The sequence below is a fragment of the Shewanella sp. SM71 genome, assembly GCF_025653905.1.
Taxonomy (GTDB): Bacteria; Pseudomonadota; Gammaproteobacteria; order Enterobacterales; family Shewanellaceae; genus Shewanella; species Shewanella oncorhynchi.
The window spans coordinates 109218-126577 of record NZ_JAKKRW010000007.1 but is presented as its reverse complement, the minus strand read 5'-3'; the positions used below and the strand labels follow the sequence as shown (position 1 = coordinate 126577).

Here is a 17360-nt window from a genome sequence, read left to right as displayed (position 1 = left end):
GATATCCACCTCGGCTTAACTTTTGAGCCAAAATGGACGTCACTAAGATACACTCATCCGCAGCTTAAAGAGCTTCTATTGATGAGTGAGTTTTATAAAATGCTTAATATCAAATAGTTTACGAAAAAAAATTATATTGGCTCGCCAAAAGTTTAAAACTCATAGCAAGGGACATAGTCACCACCAACGGCTTGATAATCTTTGTACCTTTAGTGATCACGAGACGAGAACCTAAAGTTGCACCAATCGCTTGCCCTGCCAGCATGACTAATCCTAATAACCAAATCACTTTTCCGCCCAAGGCAAAGAAGATCAGCGAAGCAATGTTAGTGGAGAAATTAAGTAGTTTTGCGTGGGCAGTTGCCTTCGCCAAACCAAACCCCGCTAGCGATACAAAGGCCAGCGCAAAAAAGCTCCCAGTACCAGGGCCAAAAAAGCCATCGTATAATCCCACGCCCAATGCTGCAGTAAAGGCAAATGCGGTAGGTGTCAGCACTTGATGTTTATCATCTTCTGAAATCTTTTTCGAAAATAAAAAGTAACAACCAATAGCCAAAATCAAAAAAGGTAACATCAACTCCAGCACTTCAGTATCGACAAGTTGAACTAGAATTGTACCTAATGCGGCACCGATAAATGCACAAATCAAGGCTAACTTAACGGATTTAAGATCAACCAGCCCTTTACGGACAAAGTACAAACTCGCAAAAAAACTGCCGCCACAGGCCTGCAGCTTATTTGTCCCTAAGGCAACCGCAGGCGGCAAGCCTGCCCACATAAGTGCGGGAATGGTCAGCAAGCCTCCGCCACCGGCGATTGAGTCAATAAAACCAGCCACCATAGCGACGGCAAAAAGTATCGCTGCGATTTGTAGAGTCAGTTCAAATTCCATGATGATTTATTATTCTTCTGATAAAAAATAGAGTGATTGCCGAACATTAGACTGCGTTTGCCAAATAAACGCAAAGGAGTTATTGTCGACACAGCGTGAGATAAACTCACACAAAATCCCGAGTCCTGTTCTGATTTTCCAGCAGTAGGAAATAAAATGTTTGCCGAACTACCGCCCCTCAATTCTCTCCGTGCCTTCGAAGCCGCAGCACGTTTACAGAGCATGACATTAGCTAGCAAGGAGTTGCATGTCACCCATGGCGCAGTCAGCAAACAAATCAGAGTATTGGAGGATTATTTAGGTTTTGGGCTCTTTGTACGCTTACACAAAAAAGTCGGTTTAACCGATGAAGCCAAACGCTATTTACCCCATGTTCAAGCCGCTCTGCAGACACTATCTAGTGCTACCAGTGACTTGCGCCGTCAGCCCACTAAACCGCAAACCTTAGCTATTAATGTGCTGCCAAGCTTAACCATCAATTGGCTCATTCCAAGAATGGAGCAGTTTAAATCCCGCCATCCACACTTGTATGTCGACTTATCCATTGGCGACTTTGCCGTGGATTTTAGCCAAGGTCGTTATGATATTGCGATCCGTAGTAGCACAGTCATCCCTAAGGGCGCGAATTATATCAAGCTGATGGATGAGGATTTATGCTTAGTTTGCGCGCCTTCGTTAGCGCCTAAACTGCAAAATATCGAGGACATTAATCACGTCACGTTACTGAAACACACCACCAGACCCGAACTTTGGGAGTATTGGGCGGAAAAGGTGGGTTTAACACTCACCCAAGCACAAACCTTTGGTGTCGAGCATTTTTATATGTTGAGTCAAGCGGCTGCGAGTGGCATGGGCGCAGCACTTATTCCGCGATTCTTCATCGAAGAACAACTGGCAAACGGCAGCTTAGTCATCCCCTTCGACGCCCCCTTTACCAGTCCCTATCGATATTATTTACTCACCCCAAAATCCCCAAGCCTGCCGTTAAAAGCTCAAGCTTTTATCGACTGGTTATTAGAGATTTTTGCGCCCTATCGTCATTAATCTACATTAAGCGTATCTCAGTTCAAGCGAGGCACAATAACGCTATAAGTGCCAAACGAGGCTATTGAGATCACTAACTGAGCGCAGAAAAACACTAATAAAAAACCACCCAAAAGGTGGTTTATTAGATTCAAGGCTTAAAGCGCATCAGAATTAGTGATTGCAATGCTCACCGTGAACATGGTCATGGTCATGGTCATCATCGTCCATAAACTCATCGTCACCGTCTTGATGTTGCATTACGCCCCAACCGTCGGTCATGCCGCCGAATTCGGCAGCAAAATCATTTAGCATGACTTCTTGTTCAACCAATGTATCGTACTCAGGCACCATATTGAGACAAACAATGATTTCCCACTTACCAAGCTCATCATTCAGATTCAGCTCAAGCTCGCCTTCCAAGTCAGAATTTGTTAATTCTTCTAACGCAGTTTCAGCATCGCGTTGGTCATCAAAAACCAAAAAGAAATCAACATCTAACTCTTTAGTTAAATCGATTCCCGCTTCAGCCATTGCGGCCAGCATTTTACCATTGTCATCATCTGGAAATTGCATTTCTTGCTCCACTGTTTCAGGCTTATTCTGCCGCAATGATTTGAACTGATTCACCATTAAAGCTGACGATGTCGCCCGCGATAATTTTTTTACGTTTACGAGTTTCAACTTCACCATTCACAGTGACTTGACCTTCGTCGATAAAATGTTTGGCTTCACCACCCGCATTGCTCATGCCTTGCACTTTTAATACTTTGTACAATTCAATGAAATCTTCGCCAGAATGCAAAGCCAATTGATTAATTTGCGCCACTTAATACACGCCTTCTAAAAATAAACCTGCGGCATTATACCAGCACAGTACAAAATTCGCTGAAGATAATTTGGCTAGAGACGTCTTTCATCGGCGAGTAGGCCAAAGGCTGATTCATCGAGCCAGTTTTCACCTATTTTGAATTGCTGCCTGAGTAAACCTTCAAGCCGAAAACCACACTTTTCGAGTACTCGTGCCGATGCGTGATTATCTTTAGCACAATGCCCAACAAATTTATGTACATTAAAACTTAAACAGGCCCAATCAATGACCGCCATTAAGCTCTCAGTCGCATAACCTTTACCGTGGCCCTCTGCCGCCAGTAAATAACCCACTTCGGCACGCTGTTCCTCGAAACTTTGACAATAAAGGCCCGTTAAACCGATAAACTGCCCAGTATCAACGGTCTCAATCACTAAGGTCAGCCAATCGCCAGAACCGTAGAACCAAGTATCGGAACGCTGCTGAAACTTACTGCGGATCACCTCTTGCGACTCTGGAACGCGTACAAAACGATTAATCTCAGGATCGTTATGCAGTGCATAAAAATGTTCCCAATCACTATCTTGTAAGCTCCTGAGTTTCAATCTATCAGTGTAGAGTTCCAGCATAGTGACTCCGTGATGAGCATATAAAACAAAACGGCAGCAAACGCTGCCGTATCAAACAAGCTGTATTAGATAAGCGGCAAAACTTACGCGCGGCTGGTCACTTCAAGTAAATGAAAGCCAAATTGCGTTTTCACGGGTCCTTGTACTTCATTTAATGGTGCACTAAAAACCACTTCATCAAACTCTCTGACCATCATGCCAGGACCAAATGACCCCAATTCGCCGCCTTGGGCACCTGATGGGCAAGAAGAGTGCGCGCGAGCAATTTGAGCAAAATCTGCGCCTTCCATTATTTGCTGTTTCAGCGCTTGACACTGCTCTTCACTGCTGACTAACAAATGTCTTGCTGTTGCCTGGACCATAGTAAAACTCCTGTAAGGATCATGAGACATTTGCCCCAAATATCATTGAGTTCCCACTAAAACATTCGTTTTAACAGGTTTGGAATCAACAGTATAAAAACTTTCTGTTGAATAAAAAAGTCTTAAAATGCCGTCACTGACAACAAAGTCAATTAACGGCATCTTACACGGCTAAGCTTGTTTCGACGCAATCCAACGATCGATCTTGTTTTCCATGACCGCCATGGGTAATGAACCTGATGTGAGGATTTGATCGTGGAACGCTTTAAGATCAAATTTATCACCCAAGGCTTTTTCTGCGCGGGCACGCAGTGCCAAAATCTTCAACTGACCGACCTTGTAAGACAAAGCTTGACCAGGGATCGCCATATAGCGCTCCACTTCAGCGACTATGTCACTCTCAGCCATAGGCGAGTTGTCTTTCATGTACTGAATCGCCTGTTCACGACTCCAACCTTTAGAATGAAGGCCAGTATCAACCACTAAGCGCATTGCACGCAGCATTTCATCGGAAAGCTTACCAAAATACTGGTAAGGATCGGTAAATAGCCCCATCTCAATACCTAAGTATTCAGCATAAAGTGCCCAACCTTCCTCGAAAGCGGTATAACCGCTAAAACGCTGGAACTCAGGCACACCGGTTAGCTCTTGTTTGATCGCGATTTGGAAGTGATGCCCAGGAGCAGCTTCGTGCAAAGATAAGGTCGTCATCCCCCACTTAGGCTGTGCTTTGAGGTTATAAGTGTTGATATAAAACACCCCTGGACGGCTACCATCCACCGCAGGCGCTTCATAAGAGGCACCCGCTGCCGATTGTTCTCTAAAACTTTCAACCGGCTTAACCACATAATCAGCCTTTGGCATCACATTAAAGTAGTTAGGTAAGACATGATTGATTTTATCTTTTAATACCATATAACCATCAATCAAGCCTTGGCGATCGCTATAGAAATACTGCGGCTCTGAAGATAAAGACGCAAAAAACGCCTTCAAATCACCCTTAAAACCGACCTGCTCACGCACCTTATCCATCTCAGATAAAATTCGCGCCACTTCACTTAAACCAATTTGATGAATTTCATCTACAGACATAGTGGTGGTCGTATGTGAGTTCGCCAGATGCTGATACCAAGCTTTACCGTTAGGCAAACCTGACCAACCATCAGTCGCCCGCGATTTAGGTAAATAGGTTTGCTTAAAGTAATCGCGTAAGTTCGTTAACGCTGGCACGATACGCTCGGCTATCATGGCTTGATAACGGGTGGTCAATTCCGCTTTATCTTGCTCTGAAAAACTCTCGGGGAAATGCTGGATTGGCGAGTAAAAAATGCTCTGAGTCGCATCCGTCGTTAACATAGCATCTAACTGAGGAATAATGCGCTCTACCAACACTCGAGGTAGTACCACTTTACTTTCAATGCCTTGATTCATACGATTTTCAGCAAGTGCGACCCACTTGATGAAACCATCGACTCTCTGTTCCCAATTACGATAATCTTGGACAGTCTTAAAAGGTTGTGCACTTTCGCCACTTCCCAGCTGCACCATAGTAATGACAGTGCTATAGAACTGGCTTATCGGCATAAAGCGTGAAGGGAAAGTTTCGTCCACTAACGCCATATCACGGTCATAGACGAACAGGTCATAACTCAACTGTAAATCCGCAGGCAGTTGCTTTGGATCTATCGCACGCACCTGAGCTAAATAGTGAGTATTAAGATCATGGCGAGCCTTGAGGTAATCCTCAGTTAAATCCCCACCGAAATCGGCGTTATAGTCATTAACGCCGACAAAAGTGGCGTAGATGGGCTCAAGCTTTAGGTAATCTTTAAAATAAGCATCCACAAGCGCTAAGTAACGCTGCTCTGCCGTTTGTGTTTCGCCCTGCACTGCTGGCGTATTGGCCGAGCTATTTTCTTGAACTGCAGTGGCTTCAGGCTTAGAACAACCTTGAAGGGTGAAGATTAACGCTATCGAACCTGCCAATAAACCCAATTTCATTTTAATATTTCTCCTTTTTGGCCCGCTATTGCAGAACTGTTTCTATACTTAGTTCAAGGTCTGCTATCGGAGTTAATCTATGATCTACTCGTTCCGCAACTCAGGTTTCAGGGATCCAGAAACTGGAGTCTATAACCAAACCTATTTCATGGAAGTATTCAACCGAGAATGGCATCGTCACATGAGAGACCACCAAAGCTTGGCACTATTGTATCTGTGCCCTCACATTCATGAAACCGTCAAACAACCCCATTTACTGGAATTCTTTACTAAACAAGTGCAAGAAGCGCTATTAAGAGCAACAGATATGATTGCTAGGCTAGATCACAATCACTTTGCGTTGGGTTTGTTCAATATAGATGAGGTGGGGACGGAAGTAGTGTTAAAACGAATAGAACAACAAATATCTGACTTTAATCAAGATTTTGGTAAACATCATAAACTGACAATCGACTATAAACTGGCTGCCTGTATTTGCCTACCTACACAGGAAAGTAAAATAGAGTCACTCTTCAGTAATGTCAGCCAACTTTCACAACAGCTTGAAAAAAATCATGATCAATCACAAGCTTTAATCCGATTACAGTAAATAGGTTTATTGATACCAAAGAAAAAGCCCCTTGCGGGGCTTTCGATTCAAACACTAAACTGCGAAGTAATTACAGCGTGATATTATGCATACGTGCTTTCTCTTTAATATAAGAGATATAGCTATTTGCACTCTTCTGTGTCTTCTTATCATTAGCAGCTAACACTGCACGGTTATAAGCCGACTTATACTGTTTCAAACTTAAATGAGCCAAAGCTAATTCGAAGTTTGCTTCACCAGGATGATCAATACCCATTGATATGGCTTTTTCAAGCACAGGGATCGCAGCTGTATATTGTTCATTCAAGTTTAATAAGCGACCTTGTTTCAAGTAAGTCTTGCCATCATTGGTGATGGCTGCAGCTTTACCGTAATACTCAGCAGCTTGCTTAAACTCTTTCGCATTTTGATAGAAACCCGCCAAAATCTCTAAAGACTTAGCGTCCTCAGCGATCATGCCTGATTTCATATGTTTCTGATAAATTTTAGCAGCTTGATAAGGAGCACCTTTTTGTGCCATTAACTGCGCTAAACGCGTAATGTTGCCCGCGCTATCTAAGAAACCATTTCTATAAGCCAAATCGTAAGTTGCAAGAGACTTGTCATAGTCTTCAACCATCAAATAAAACTGTGCTAATTGAACCCACAATCTGCCATCATCCGGGAATAAAGGCACCATGACTTCTAACACGCCAACAGCTTTCTTGTACTTCTTCTGATTGAAGTAAGCTGTCAGTTTCATTTGATACAGACCTTTGTCGGGAGCTTCAGCTAATGAAAGACCTTTGTCGGCCACTTCAATCACTTTATCCCACTGCTTAAGTTCTGAATGCGCAATACCAATACGGCGATACATTTGAGAATCGGATTTACAAGTAAATTCCATCCACTTGTAATAATAAGGAATCGCTTCCTTAAACTTTTTCTCTTGTAATAGCAAATCAGCATAAAGGCGCATAGTTGCTGCATGATCTGTACCACCTAAAATATCAGCTTCAACAGCTTGTTTTAGGTACTTGATCGCGGTATCCATTTTGCCTTTCTCGGCATAAAAGTTACCCAACATACGTGCAACATAGGCTTTATCGAAGTCGTTCTTGGCATTTGCCTCTAGCAAAATAGCAATAGCTTCATCGACCTGACCATTGGTATAAGCTTCAAATGACTTCTGAACTTTCTTCGCCGCACCTTCGCCCACGGCTTTAGATTGACGTTTGTCGATAGCACACTTTTCTTCTGCGACTGCAGATGAAAGAGTTAATGAACCTCCACAAACAGAAAGCAATAATAGAACTGCGATTTTATTAACATTACGCATTATTGGTTGCCTCCTTTATCTAAGGTGAAGTCTAGTTGTACTGTCATACCAGGTTGTTTCAATGGCTTGCCATCAACAATCTTAGGCTTGTACTTCCACTTCTTCAGTGCACGAATAGCTTCTTTATCAAATAAGCGTTTTGGTTCTGCTTGAATAACTTCAACGTCGTCGATACCACCGAGTTCGTTAATGGTAAAACGAAGTTGTACCCAACCTTCTTTACCATCACGCGCCGCAGCAATTGGATACTGAGGTTCGATACGAACGATAGGTGTAGCATCACCATCGCGAGTCATCATATTGCCTAATTTAAAACCGGTACTTGGACCACCAGCTTCTACACCCCCCATATTGAACGACATTGCTGTGTCAATATTGCTCGAAGATTCTGGCGGCGTTGCCTCAGGCTTCTGTGGCTGTTCTGGCGGTGGCGGCGGCTTAGGCACTACCCTTGGCTTATTCTGTGCTTTTGAATCCTGTCTATCCATAGTGATTTCAATTACAGGGGTCTCGGCCGATGTTTCGCCGCGCTGTGCGCCGCCACCGACCAAGAACGCCATAAAAGCGAACAGACCAAAAGTCACAGCAGCACCAATAATGATCGATACTAGTGCTCTTAGCATATTAATCGTTCCCCGCAGATACCGAAATTTTATCTATACCAGCCGCTTTGACTTGGTCTAGAACTTTAACAACTAAGCCGTGCATTGCGTCTTTATCAGCCTGAATCAATACAGCAGCTTCAGGAGCTTCAGCCAGCATGCGCTCAACGTTTGCCGTTACACGCTCGATATCAACCTGACGGTTTTCCATCATGATCACGCCTGTTTTACTGACGCCGATAAAGATGTTAGCCGAAGGCTTTGAAGTCGCTTGCGAAGCTTTTGGTTTGTTATAATCCAAACCAGAAGGTTTCACAAATGACGTTGTTACAATGAAGAAGATCAACATGATAAACACGATGTCGAGCATCGGTGTCATATCAATTTGCGCTTCCTCGTCTACACTGGAATGCTTTTTACGTGCCATGTTCAATCTCTCTCTAGTGGTGCGGCATGCTGTCTTTTAGCTTTTCTAAACTGATTTTCATTTTTACATCCAGACGAGTACTAAAGAATACTCCCGATAATGCTGCAACCATCCCCGCCATCGTGGGCATAGTCGCCATTGAAATACCAGCCGCCATTAAACGAGCATTACTCGTCCCCTGAACTGCCATCACATCAAACACTGAAATCATACCGGTTACGGTACCTAACAAACCTATCATAGGACAAATAGCTACTAAGGTTTTAATCATCAGCATACGTGCATTCAAATCTTGCTTCGCTTGGGACAGCCAAGCTTCACGGATACGGTGTGCGTACCAAGAGGTTGTTTCCTCTCTAGCATCCCACGCAGATATGATAGCTTTATGTTGCTTTGGTGATATCCAATTAAGATACCAATAACGCTCAAGCATCAATACCCACATGAAGAACAATACAAACGCAACCAACCAAAGGACGTTTCCTCCAGCGGCCATGAAGCCCCTGACGGAATCCCATATGTCCATCAGGTATAGCATCATTAGTTAGCCCTCTTCTCAGCATGTGCTGCGATAATGCCCGCACTTTGCTCTTCCAAAATTTGGGTGATTGATTTGCTACGCGCAACGAGTATTGCATGTAGTAACATCAGTGGCAGAGCCGCAACCAGACCTTGTACTGTAGTAACCAGAGCCATAGAGATACCACCCGCCATCAGTTTTGGATCACCAGTACCGAACAGTTGGATACTTTGGAAGGTCGCAATCATACCAGTTACTGTACCTAGCAGACCTAACATTGGGCCGATAGCTGCAATGACTTTCAAAATTGAAATTCGAGCTTCTAATGCAGGCGTTTCTTTCAGAATAGCTTCATCCAGCTTCAACTCTAATGTTTCAACATCAACATCTTTGTTTTCATGGTAAACCTTCAGGATACGACCAAGGGCATTGTTACCTGGGTTATCAACATTCTTAGCTTGGCGTTTAACTTTTGCACCGATAGCTGCCAGCACAATGAAACGCTCAACCGCAATTAATAAACCAATAGCAAGTAATATCAGAATAATATAACCAATGGTACCGCCTGACTCGATACGATCTTCCATGCTAGCTTTGTTCGTAAAGATGTTTAACAGTACGCCACGTGCAGGGTCAATATAGAAAGGTGCTGTACCAGAGGCCGTTTCTTCCCATTTAGCAACAGCGCTAACTTGATAGCCTTCAGGTTGTTGAGATAACTGCTGAATTAAACCTAATTCAGGGTTATATACAACGTATTTACCGTCAGCCGTTAAGTTATAAGCACCAATACGATGAATAGTAGTCGTTTTCACGTTACCATCAATTTCGGTAACAGAACCTTCAAATTTAACCACTTTGCCAGATTGCGCCATTTCAAATAGCTGCTCTTGCCAAAATTGTTCTAACTCTTCAATTTTTGGCAATTGCTTACGGGCACCTAAATCAGCGATAAATTTATCGCGATTTGGGAATTGAGCACTGATGTTTGAGCTTGCCAGTTTACCAGCGAAATCACCGGCTTCACCTTTAACTACACCAAACATTTCACCCAAGTCACCTTGAGCCGTTTTTAGATCTTCTTCTAACTGAGCAATTTTACGCTCGTTATCTAAGAACGCTTGGTTTAAATCTTTACCACGTTGCTTTTCAGCAGCTAACGCATTTTTTTCTTTTTGCAGTAAAGCGGCCTTATCGCCACGCTCTGCTTGGAACTCTTGCTCACGCTTGCTGTTGACTTTACCTTCTGAAGCGCGTTCAACTTTAACTTGTTGCAATAATTGGTCAATTGACTTAGGCGCATCAGCAGCGCTCGCCATACCAGCAGTTAAAGAGAAACTTGCAGCCAACACAGCTGTAGTAATTAACTTCTTCATTATTGTGCAGTCTCCGCAGCAGGAATTGGTAACGCGAATAGATCTAGAGCGCCTTGTTTACGGGCAATGCGGATACCTTTGGTCAGTTCACGCAAATAGCTGTCATCTAACTTATCCCAACCCTTAGATTCTGGGTTGTACATCCAGCCAGTCTTTTGATCTAAACTCTGTGCATAAAGAGCAACACGACCTAAGTTAAAGAAGTCAACCAACACTTCTTTACCATCTAGGTTTAACTTACCTTGGTTAACGGCAACAGCACTACCGTATTCACGCTCAATACTATAAGCATCAAGAATTAGACGATATTTTTCTGCTAGTGTAACTTCGGCAGTATTAAGAAGTTTTTTCAGTTCATTAACACGATTAGTGCGTATTTCAGAATTAAAAGGTAAATCTAATTGAACAAACTGTTCTAATGACTCAACCATTTTAAACATTAATGGCACAACACCTTGGCGAAGTTTATCAACACCATTGATGTCACCCTGCACTGAATCCATTGTCTTTTGTTGATCAGCGACTAAGCTTGCAACGTAATCGTTATATGATTTCAGTGATTCGCGCTCATCTGCGACAGAACCATACTCAAAAAGCATGTCTTGTGCTTGATCGAAATACTTATCAACGTTCTTTTGCGACGCAGCAGCATCAGCATGGATCATACTATCCGCTTTCTGCACGTCGGTAAGAGGATCTGCAACTACTAAGTTGCTGCTCGCTAATGCCAGCACGCCAACAAGTGCAGTAGCGATTTTTGTTCTATTGCTTACCTTGGACATAGTTCCCAACCAATTTGAAGTGAATAAAAAGGTTTAACTTACCAGCAACATAACGACAAGGAATAAATACTTGCCGAAAAATTTCTGTAAGTTCGTCTTTCTCTTGTGATTCTTAGTTTTTTCTTCCCTTTCCTACGCCCTTACAGGCATAGACCCGCTGGCATCATTTCACAAAATGTTGACCTGTGTCAACATTTCAGACGACTAAAAACTAGTGTAAAGAAGCGTTAATAATGAAATTTTTTACGAAAGGTGTTTTTTTAGGCAGAAATGAATCTTTAGGGTTATTATTATTTGTGTTACAAAATATAAAATTAATTTAAAACCTATAAAATCATAAAGATAGCCAACAACCAACTTTGCGTACCCTCTTTATTAAAATTAACATTTTTTAACATAAAGACGACTCAAATAGATGCTCTTTACTCAAATCCCCCGATAAGATTTACTTAACTTGAACTCAGTGTAAGAACATCAGAACTAAGGGCACAAGTGATAGGATCTTTCGACCTCAAATAACCCCATCACACAGAAGAGCCTTTATACAACAAGTTAGTGGAAGTGTTTTGTGATATCTATGATGTTCCGATGTTGTCATCATAGAATTAGAGAAAACTTCATTAGCTGACGGGACGCACTAATCGCATCGCAATAAATGAGATCATGACCACCATTATCTTCTTCCAGATGCCCACCATAGTGCTTTCAAAAACGTCTACACAGGCAAATGACTCATTTTTACAAGTTAACTTTCCCAAATTTACTCAATTACACCCCTTTTCTTGGAGTTTGGAGTAAGGACTAGGATCTATTGCTCATCCGAGAGTGATTTTTAGACAGCATAGCAAGACGTATAATTTGTTTTGCAAAAAAAGCTATTAATCTCAAACTATGCCAAGATTTATGTTAACTGATACCCACTGGGGAAAACTATTTCATTGATGTAATAGAAAGCACAGGCTATATTTATGATAAACCTGAACATTCAAAGGCATTCTTTATCGCCTTCGACAGTTATTCCTTTGCAAAATTTCCCCAAAGAGTTCAATCATTGGAGTACAATCTTTAGACAACTTCATTTATGGTAAGAAAAAAGCATACAGGCATATCTATAAAAGCCTTAACTAGCCTTGCTAACACGGAATTAGTCGTTATCGATGGCTCGATATTCCACGCACATTAGTACTGAACTGATGCAACAACACAGAACAATGAGAGCCGAAGTAAAAGTCGAAGCTGTAATTAAACTTATAGCAGTCGATAGCGGAGAATTGCCGATTAAAGTCGAATTATCAGAAGGCCAGAGGCACAATATTACTTATCACACCCAGCCTCATTGGCACTTGAAGCAGCAAACGGTTTGATACCGAGCTTGCCGATGAAGGTTATGGAAGTGATACTTTTCCGGAATTATCCGCAAATAAAGGCGAGAAAACAGTTATATCCAAAGCGCTACTATAACAATACACCTCAAGTAAAGGTAGAAAGGTGTTTATATCTATTTGGGCATTTGGTGGAGAAAGCCATTTGAAGAATTACGCCAGCATGGTTCTACTAACGTTTACATTCATGTAGTTACAGATGCATTACTGATATGTTGCTAATATATTACTGAGCAATACTTGTACAACTAAGATCAATATCATAATATCTATCTTAATATCCATGATGAAAACCTCCTGATTCATATGCCAGCTTGAAGTTTGACAGAATACAGAAAATTCTAGTACTAAGGCGTCCAATACATCGCTAATGATAAAGGTTACGAGTCACACATATAAATTGGAATTTTAAATAAAAAGCCTGAATTAACAACTTAACTCTATGTAAAAAATGCATTTCTAAACATCATTTTGAAAAGGAAACGTACCATGCAAATATATCTCCCGTACTACTAACCACATTTTCCACCATAAGCTCTTTGATACCACGCGGTTCCAAATATTCTCTAAAACTATTCATATCCTCAATACTCTTTGAAGCCGCTACTAACTCAGTTAATCGCAGTCTGTAGACCGCAAGTTGTCTATTCACAAATGCAAGATAATCCATTTTCTTTCCGATAGACCAAAATAAACCATTCTTAAAAAATTCATTAATATAATTTAAAAATTCACTTTCACAGAGTGATTTTTCATCATAAGATGCTAATGAAGAAAGCAGGCGGTTTATTTCCGAACGACTTTTTTCACATTTCTCGCAAGATTTTATTCTAATCAAATCTTGCCTATCAGTCATCCTTCCCATATCAAGAGATATTTTATTCAAAGAAAACATTATACTTTCAATTTCAGGGCGTTCCAAAAAAGAAAGTAGTTTACTGTTATAAAGAACAATAACTGAGTTTTCATGGTGTATTACAGCATGAAATTTCCCATTATCTTTCAAAACCCTAAGAACCTCAGGCATTGAGGTACACATATCTGAGTACTCAATTCCAAACTGGGAGATGACAGTGTCAAACTCACTATCTGAAAATGGTAATAACTCTACAGGCGTATTACCCAACAACTCAATAACCACATTTTTATTTGTATGTGAGTTTGCAAGAGGGACTAGATTTATATCAGCATAGTCCACCCCTTTAACTTCTCCATCAACACTTAATTTACTAAAATAATCTTGAATTAAGAGTGGTAAAGCCCCATTACCTGTTGCTACATCAAGTACTTTAAACCCCATTGAAAATTGACTAAAAACATTTGACCATATATCTTTCAATTGACCAGTATAGTTCTCCTTAAAGTCGGTACCAAAGGATGTAACATGTCCTAATTTCCAATATTCACTCCAATGACTCGTCATTCTTCCCCCTATAAAGATTATCAGAAACTTATGGTAAAACTGCACAACAAAAATTTATCTACTCCCTGACAAAAATTAAAAACAATTGTAATTAAACATAGAGTTTACATTCTTTCACACTACCAAACGTTTAATCTTTAGCACCCAGAATTACACCATTATAAAATTGCAACTCCTGAAATTAAATAAATTTTAAATCAAACTTATTTTCAGCGCGTTCGAAGACAACTGCTTTATATAATTAAAAAGCCAGTTCTTAGAACTGGCTTTTATATTAAACCCCAATCAATTTAGAACTTAATTGTGTAGCTAGCACGATATTCACGACCATAGTTGTTATATAGGTCTGCGTTATCATAAGCTCCTTCATTAAGAATCGGATCTTCATCTGTTAGATTATTAACCATTAAAGTGACTGATCCAAAATCTCCAGCATTATATGTATAACTAAGATTATGAATTAACCATGAGTCAAGGTCTCCCTCTGGTACCAACACTAGCCCTGCAGCATCAATAGCTTTATCCTTAGCATATGTACCTGCAGTGTAATTCATATTCCAAGCAAATGTATGATCAGAAACTTTATAAGTTGTAGTGACCACACTCTTATAATCTGGCTGACCTTCCCAACCAGCTGTATTTTGTGCAGTAGCACCACCAATTTGTTCCGAAGTGTAATCAAGAACAAATGAGTTATTCCAATTCACTGAAAATTCACCAATTTGAGTTTCTATATTTCCAGTTAAACCTAGATCTATACCTTCAATTGTTAATTTATCACCATTGGCATAACCAGTACCAACTTTGAGTGTTTTACCTAAAGTTCCATCAGTAGTAGGTGCTCGTTCAACATAAAACGTACTATCTGGGGTCAACTGGCCGTTTGCGATGCCACGCATAACGTTTGTAACACTTCGTTGCGCAATTGCATTGTCAATATCTAAATTAAAATAATCTAACTTAACAGAGAATTGCTCTATTACATCCCAAGCTATACCAAAATTAATATATTGAGAGGTTTCAGCATCCAATTTATCATTCGATGATATATAGGTATCAAACTGTTTTGTAGGACAAGAAGCTGATGCATTTGAAACACAGAATGGGTAGTCTTTTCCGCTTTCAGCACTGAAAGTGTCTGCCGCATTTAATTGATCTAACCTAGGAGCTCTGAATGCTTCAGAATAAGAAGCTCTAACTACTACGTTATCTAATGCTTGCCATCTTACTGATGCTTTTGGAGATAAATTACTACCAAAATCACTATATTTATCGTATCGTGCAGCTAAGTTGACTTCAACACTATCAACTATTGGTAATGCAGCCTCATAGAATGTAGCAAAAACTTGACGATCACCACTTGATGAGTTACCAGCACTACCACCGATTAAACCAGCTTCAGACTGAGCGTCATATACCTCAGAGAAATCCTGAGTAAAGTATTCCATTCCAAAATAATGTGCAACAGCTCCGCCAGGAAGTTCAAATGCATCAAAACCTATGCCACCATTATACTGATGAAATTCAGCACGACTTTGAGTTAAAGTCGTAGCTTTCATGTTTGCAATTCCTTCCTCTGAGCCTAAATCAATACCATTGGCTATATTGTGAGCTAAGCCAGCATAACTTAGATAGTACTCACCAATACTCTTATTATCAGCTTTATTATAGTGATAGTAAAATTCCCAAGAAGCATCGTTTAATGATGGCAGAGTACCACGCAAACCAGTTAAATAATCTTGATTATAATCATCAACATTACCATCACGAGTTCCAATTCCTACCCAACGCCAGTAACCTGTTGTTTCAACACCATATGGATTATTTGGATTATCCGCAGCCATTTTATTCCATGCTGCTGCAGGTGGTGCATAGCGACCAAATGAGTTGTTTTGGGTGAACATTGTTCTGCCAAACCACTCGACGTCTTCAGCAATCTCATAATTTGCATCAACGTATACAGTATTTCGATCTATTGATGCTTTATTATACGAAACGTTAGCGTTTGCATACATACAGTAAGTCGAACCAGGGCCCCAATCATCATCTGCTGCAACTTTCTTAAACACATCTGAGCCATATTGAGCGGCTAAATCATCACATAATGGCGATGCTTGAGCTTCTGAAAAATCTGGTGACGCAACAGTCGCACCATAGATACTCCAACCAATAGTATCAGTGTATGCTTGAATGATTCCGTCGCCATTATTATCTGTCATACTTGCAGCTGTGTACGGACGATCAGCATCAGAAATACCTTTACGGTCTTGATGGTCAAAAGCGAACGTTATGTTACCTTTATCCATCTGATAACCAGCAACCACAGAAAATTCTTTGCTAGTTTGGCCACCATCAGCCTCACGCGAACCGCTTCCAACATTGAATTCAATACCTTGGTAGTTCTTCTTCATGATGATGTTAACTACACCAGCAATAGCATCAGAACCATAAGTAGAAGAAGCACCATCAGTTAAAATTTCAATACGCTCAACAGCAGCCATTGGAATTGCGTTTAAATTTGCGGAACCACCACCTAAAGTAGGAGAACCAGGAAAACGTTTACCGTCAATAAGAACAAGAGTTCTATCCGATCCTGCACCACGTAAATCTATAGTTGCTTGAGATTGAGCTGAACTACCTGATCTTTCAGAGAAAGAACCGAAAGTATTCAAATTACTATTACGCAAAGCATCTGCAACAGTAAGGTTCCCTTCCATTTTCATATCTTCTGATGAAATGGTTGTTACAGGTGAAGCACCTTCTAAATCGCTACGTTTGATGCGTGAACCGGTAACCTCAATACGCTCAACTTTTGCACCATCTTCAGCAGCCAAGACCGCTGGAGCATTTAATGTCGCAGCAGCCAAGCCGCCAAGCAGAGCATAACGTACTGAATTAGATAATAAATTGTTCTTATACATTGTCTATCTCCCTTGATAAATCATGTTTTTCTTATATTCTGCATCTACATTTATGCATAGATAGCGTAAATTGCTCTATCGCAACCTTGGTTGCTAACACGTCAATTTCAAGAGCAATAAAATCACATATAAAACACTAAATCAACAAATAACAAACAAATAACACATTATCATCCTAACAAAGATACATGAGGATGCATGATTGATGATTATTTATACAGAAAGTTATTTTAGGGGATGGAGATAGCACAACTTACGTCATAATTGACGTGAGCTTGGTTGTAAGGAGAGAAAATGCTATT

General features: G+C 40.8%; 16 protein-coding genes and 1 pseudogene. 3 read left to right on the top strand and 14 right to left on the bottom strand.

Going from position 1 to position 17360, the window contains the following annotated elements; genetic code table 11:
* Nucleotides 1-118 precede the first annotated feature (118 nt).
* Nucleotides 119-892: a TSUP family transporter gene (locus L5L97_RS08875; protein WP_263181105.1), complete on the bottom strand. Its 774-nt coding sequence runs from the start codon at nucleotides 890-892 to the stop codon at nucleotides 119-121.
* 156 nt (nucleotides 893-1048) lie between these two features.
* Between L5L97_RS08875 and L5L97_RS08870 the strand changes: the two genes are divergently transcribed.
* Entirely contained in the window at nucleotides 1049-1936 is an 888-nt protein-coding gene (locus L5L97_RS08870; protein WP_263181106.1) for a LysR family transcriptional regulator, read from the top strand.
* Nucleotides 1937-2089: 153 nt separating this feature from the next.
* Here L5L97_RS08870 and L5L97_RS08865 read toward each other — a convergent pair whose 3' ends face one another.
* The 5 genes from L5L97_RS08865 to L5L97_RS08845 form a co-directional block, all read right to left on the bottom strand.
* The gene (locus L5L97_RS08865) at nucleotides 2090-2491 is read right to left on the bottom strand and encodes a ribonuclease E inhibitor RraB (RefSeq protein WP_028760430.1); all 402 of its coding nucleotides are present in this window, start codon (nucleotides 2489-2491) and stop codon (nucleotides 2090-2092) included.
* Between the two features lie 22 nt (nucleotides 2492-2513).
* Nucleotides 2514-2744 carry an RNA-binding S4 domain-containing protein gene (locus L5L97_RS08860; RefSeq protein ID WP_028760431.1) on the bottom strand — a complete coding sequence of 77 codons (231 nt, stop codon included), beginning with the start codon at nucleotides 2742-2744 and terminating at the stop codon, nucleotides 2514-2516.
* Nucleotides 2745-2818: 74 nt separating this feature from the next.
* Nucleotides 2819-3355: a GNAT family N-acetyltransferase gene (locus L5L97_RS08855; protein WP_028760432.1), complete on the bottom strand. Its 537-nt coding sequence runs from the start codon at nucleotides 3353-3355 to the stop codon at nucleotides 2819-2821.
* 83 nt (nucleotides 3356-3438) lie between these two features.
* Complete coding sequence (locus L5L97_RS08850; protein ID WP_028760433.1) at nucleotides 3439-3717, bottom strand: peptidylprolyl isomerase; 279 nt, start codon at nucleotides 3715-3717, stop codon at nucleotides 3439-3441.
* Nucleotides 3718-3888: 171 nt separating this feature from the next.
* Complete coding sequence (locus L5L97_RS08845; RefSeq protein ID WP_263181108.1) at nucleotides 3889-5718, bottom strand: DUF885 domain-containing protein; 1830 nt, start codon at nucleotides 5716-5718, stop codon at nucleotides 3889-3891.
* A 79-nt stretch (nucleotides 5719-5797) separates the two neighbouring features.
* Here L5L97_RS08845 and L5L97_RS08840 point away from each other — a divergent pair, with 79 nt between their 5' ends.
* Entirely contained in the window at nucleotides 5798-6307 is a 510-nt protein-coding gene (locus L5L97_RS08840; RefSeq protein ID WP_028760435.1) for a diguanylate cyclase domain-containing protein, read from the top strand.
* 70 nt (nucleotides 6308-6377) lie between these two features.
* Here L5L97_RS08840 and L5L97_RS08835 read toward each other — a convergent pair whose 3' ends face one another.
* Genes L5L97_RS08835 through L5L97_RS08810 form a run of 6 tightly spaced genes read right to left on the bottom strand, consistent with a single transcriptional unit; the run spans nucleotide 6378 to nucleotide 11332 of the window.
* Nucleotides 6378-7625 carry a tetratricopeptide repeat protein gene (locus L5L97_RS08835; RefSeq protein ID WP_212599897.1) on the bottom strand — a complete coding sequence of 416 codons (1248 nt, stop codon included), beginning with the start codon at nucleotides 7623-7625 and terminating at the stop codon, nucleotides 6378-6380.
* Complete coding sequence (locus tag L5L97_RS08830; protein ID WP_131524316.1) at nucleotides 7625-8248, bottom strand: energy transducer TonB; 624 nt, start codon at nucleotides 8246-8248, stop codon at nucleotides 7625-7627. Before L5L97_RS08830 ends, L5L97_RS08835 begins: the two co-directional genes overlap by 1 nt.
* Nucleotide 8249: 1 nt before the next feature.
* Nucleotides 8250-8654: an ExbD/TolR family protein gene (locus tag L5L97_RS08825; RefSeq protein ID WP_037428129.1), complete on the bottom strand. Its 405-nt coding sequence runs from the start codon at nucleotides 8652-8654 to the stop codon at nucleotides 8250-8252.
* Between the two features lie 13 nt (nucleotides 8655-8667).
* Nucleotides 8668-9195 (bottom strand): MotA/TolQ/ExbB proton channel family protein, encoded by a 528-nt coding sequence (locus L5L97_RS08820; RefSeq protein ID WP_113938836.1) that lies wholly within the window; start codon nucleotides 9193-9195, stop codon nucleotides 8668-8670.
* A complete protein-coding gene (locus L5L97_RS08815) occupies nucleotides 9195-10550 on the bottom strand; it encodes a MotA/TolQ/ExbB proton channel family protein (RefSeq protein ID WP_263181109.1) in 1356 nt (451 codons plus the stop codon). Before L5L97_RS08815 ends, L5L97_RS08820 begins: the two co-directional genes overlap by 1 nt.
* On the bottom strand, nucleotides 10550-11332 hold the full coding sequence (locus L5L97_RS08810; protein WP_113938838.1) for a DUF3450 domain-containing protein: 783 nt from the start codon (nucleotides 11330-11332) through the stop codon (nucleotides 10550-10552). Before L5L97_RS08810 ends, L5L97_RS08815 begins: the two co-directional genes overlap by 1 nt.
* 903 nt (nucleotides 11333-12235) lie before the next feature.
* Here L5L97_RS08810 and L5L97_RS08805 point away from each other — a divergent pair.
* Nucleotides 12236-12857 (top strand): annotated as a pseudogene (locus L5L97_RS08805) (IS5/IS1182 family transposase); the annotation flags it as partial.
* A gap of 323 nt (nucleotides 12858-13180) precedes the next feature.
* On the opposite strand, the gene L5L97_RS08800 reads toward L5L97_RS08805, so the two are convergent.
* Together L5L97_RS08800 and L5L97_RS08795 are read right to left on the bottom strand one after the other, a co-directional pair.
* Nucleotides 13181-14137, bottom strand: a complete 957-nt coding sequence (locus L5L97_RS08800; protein WP_263181110.1) for a class I SAM-dependent methyltransferase — start codon at nucleotides 14135-14137, stop codon at nucleotides 13181-13183.
* A 290-nt stretch (nucleotides 14138-14427) separates the two neighbouring features.
* Nucleotides 14428-17058, bottom strand: a complete 2631-nt coding sequence (locus L5L97_RS08795) for a TonB-dependent receptor plug domain-containing protein (RefSeq protein WP_168823670.1) — start codon at nucleotides 17056-17058, stop codon at nucleotides 14428-14430.
* Between the last annotated feature and the right edge of the window lie 302 nt (nucleotides 17059-17360).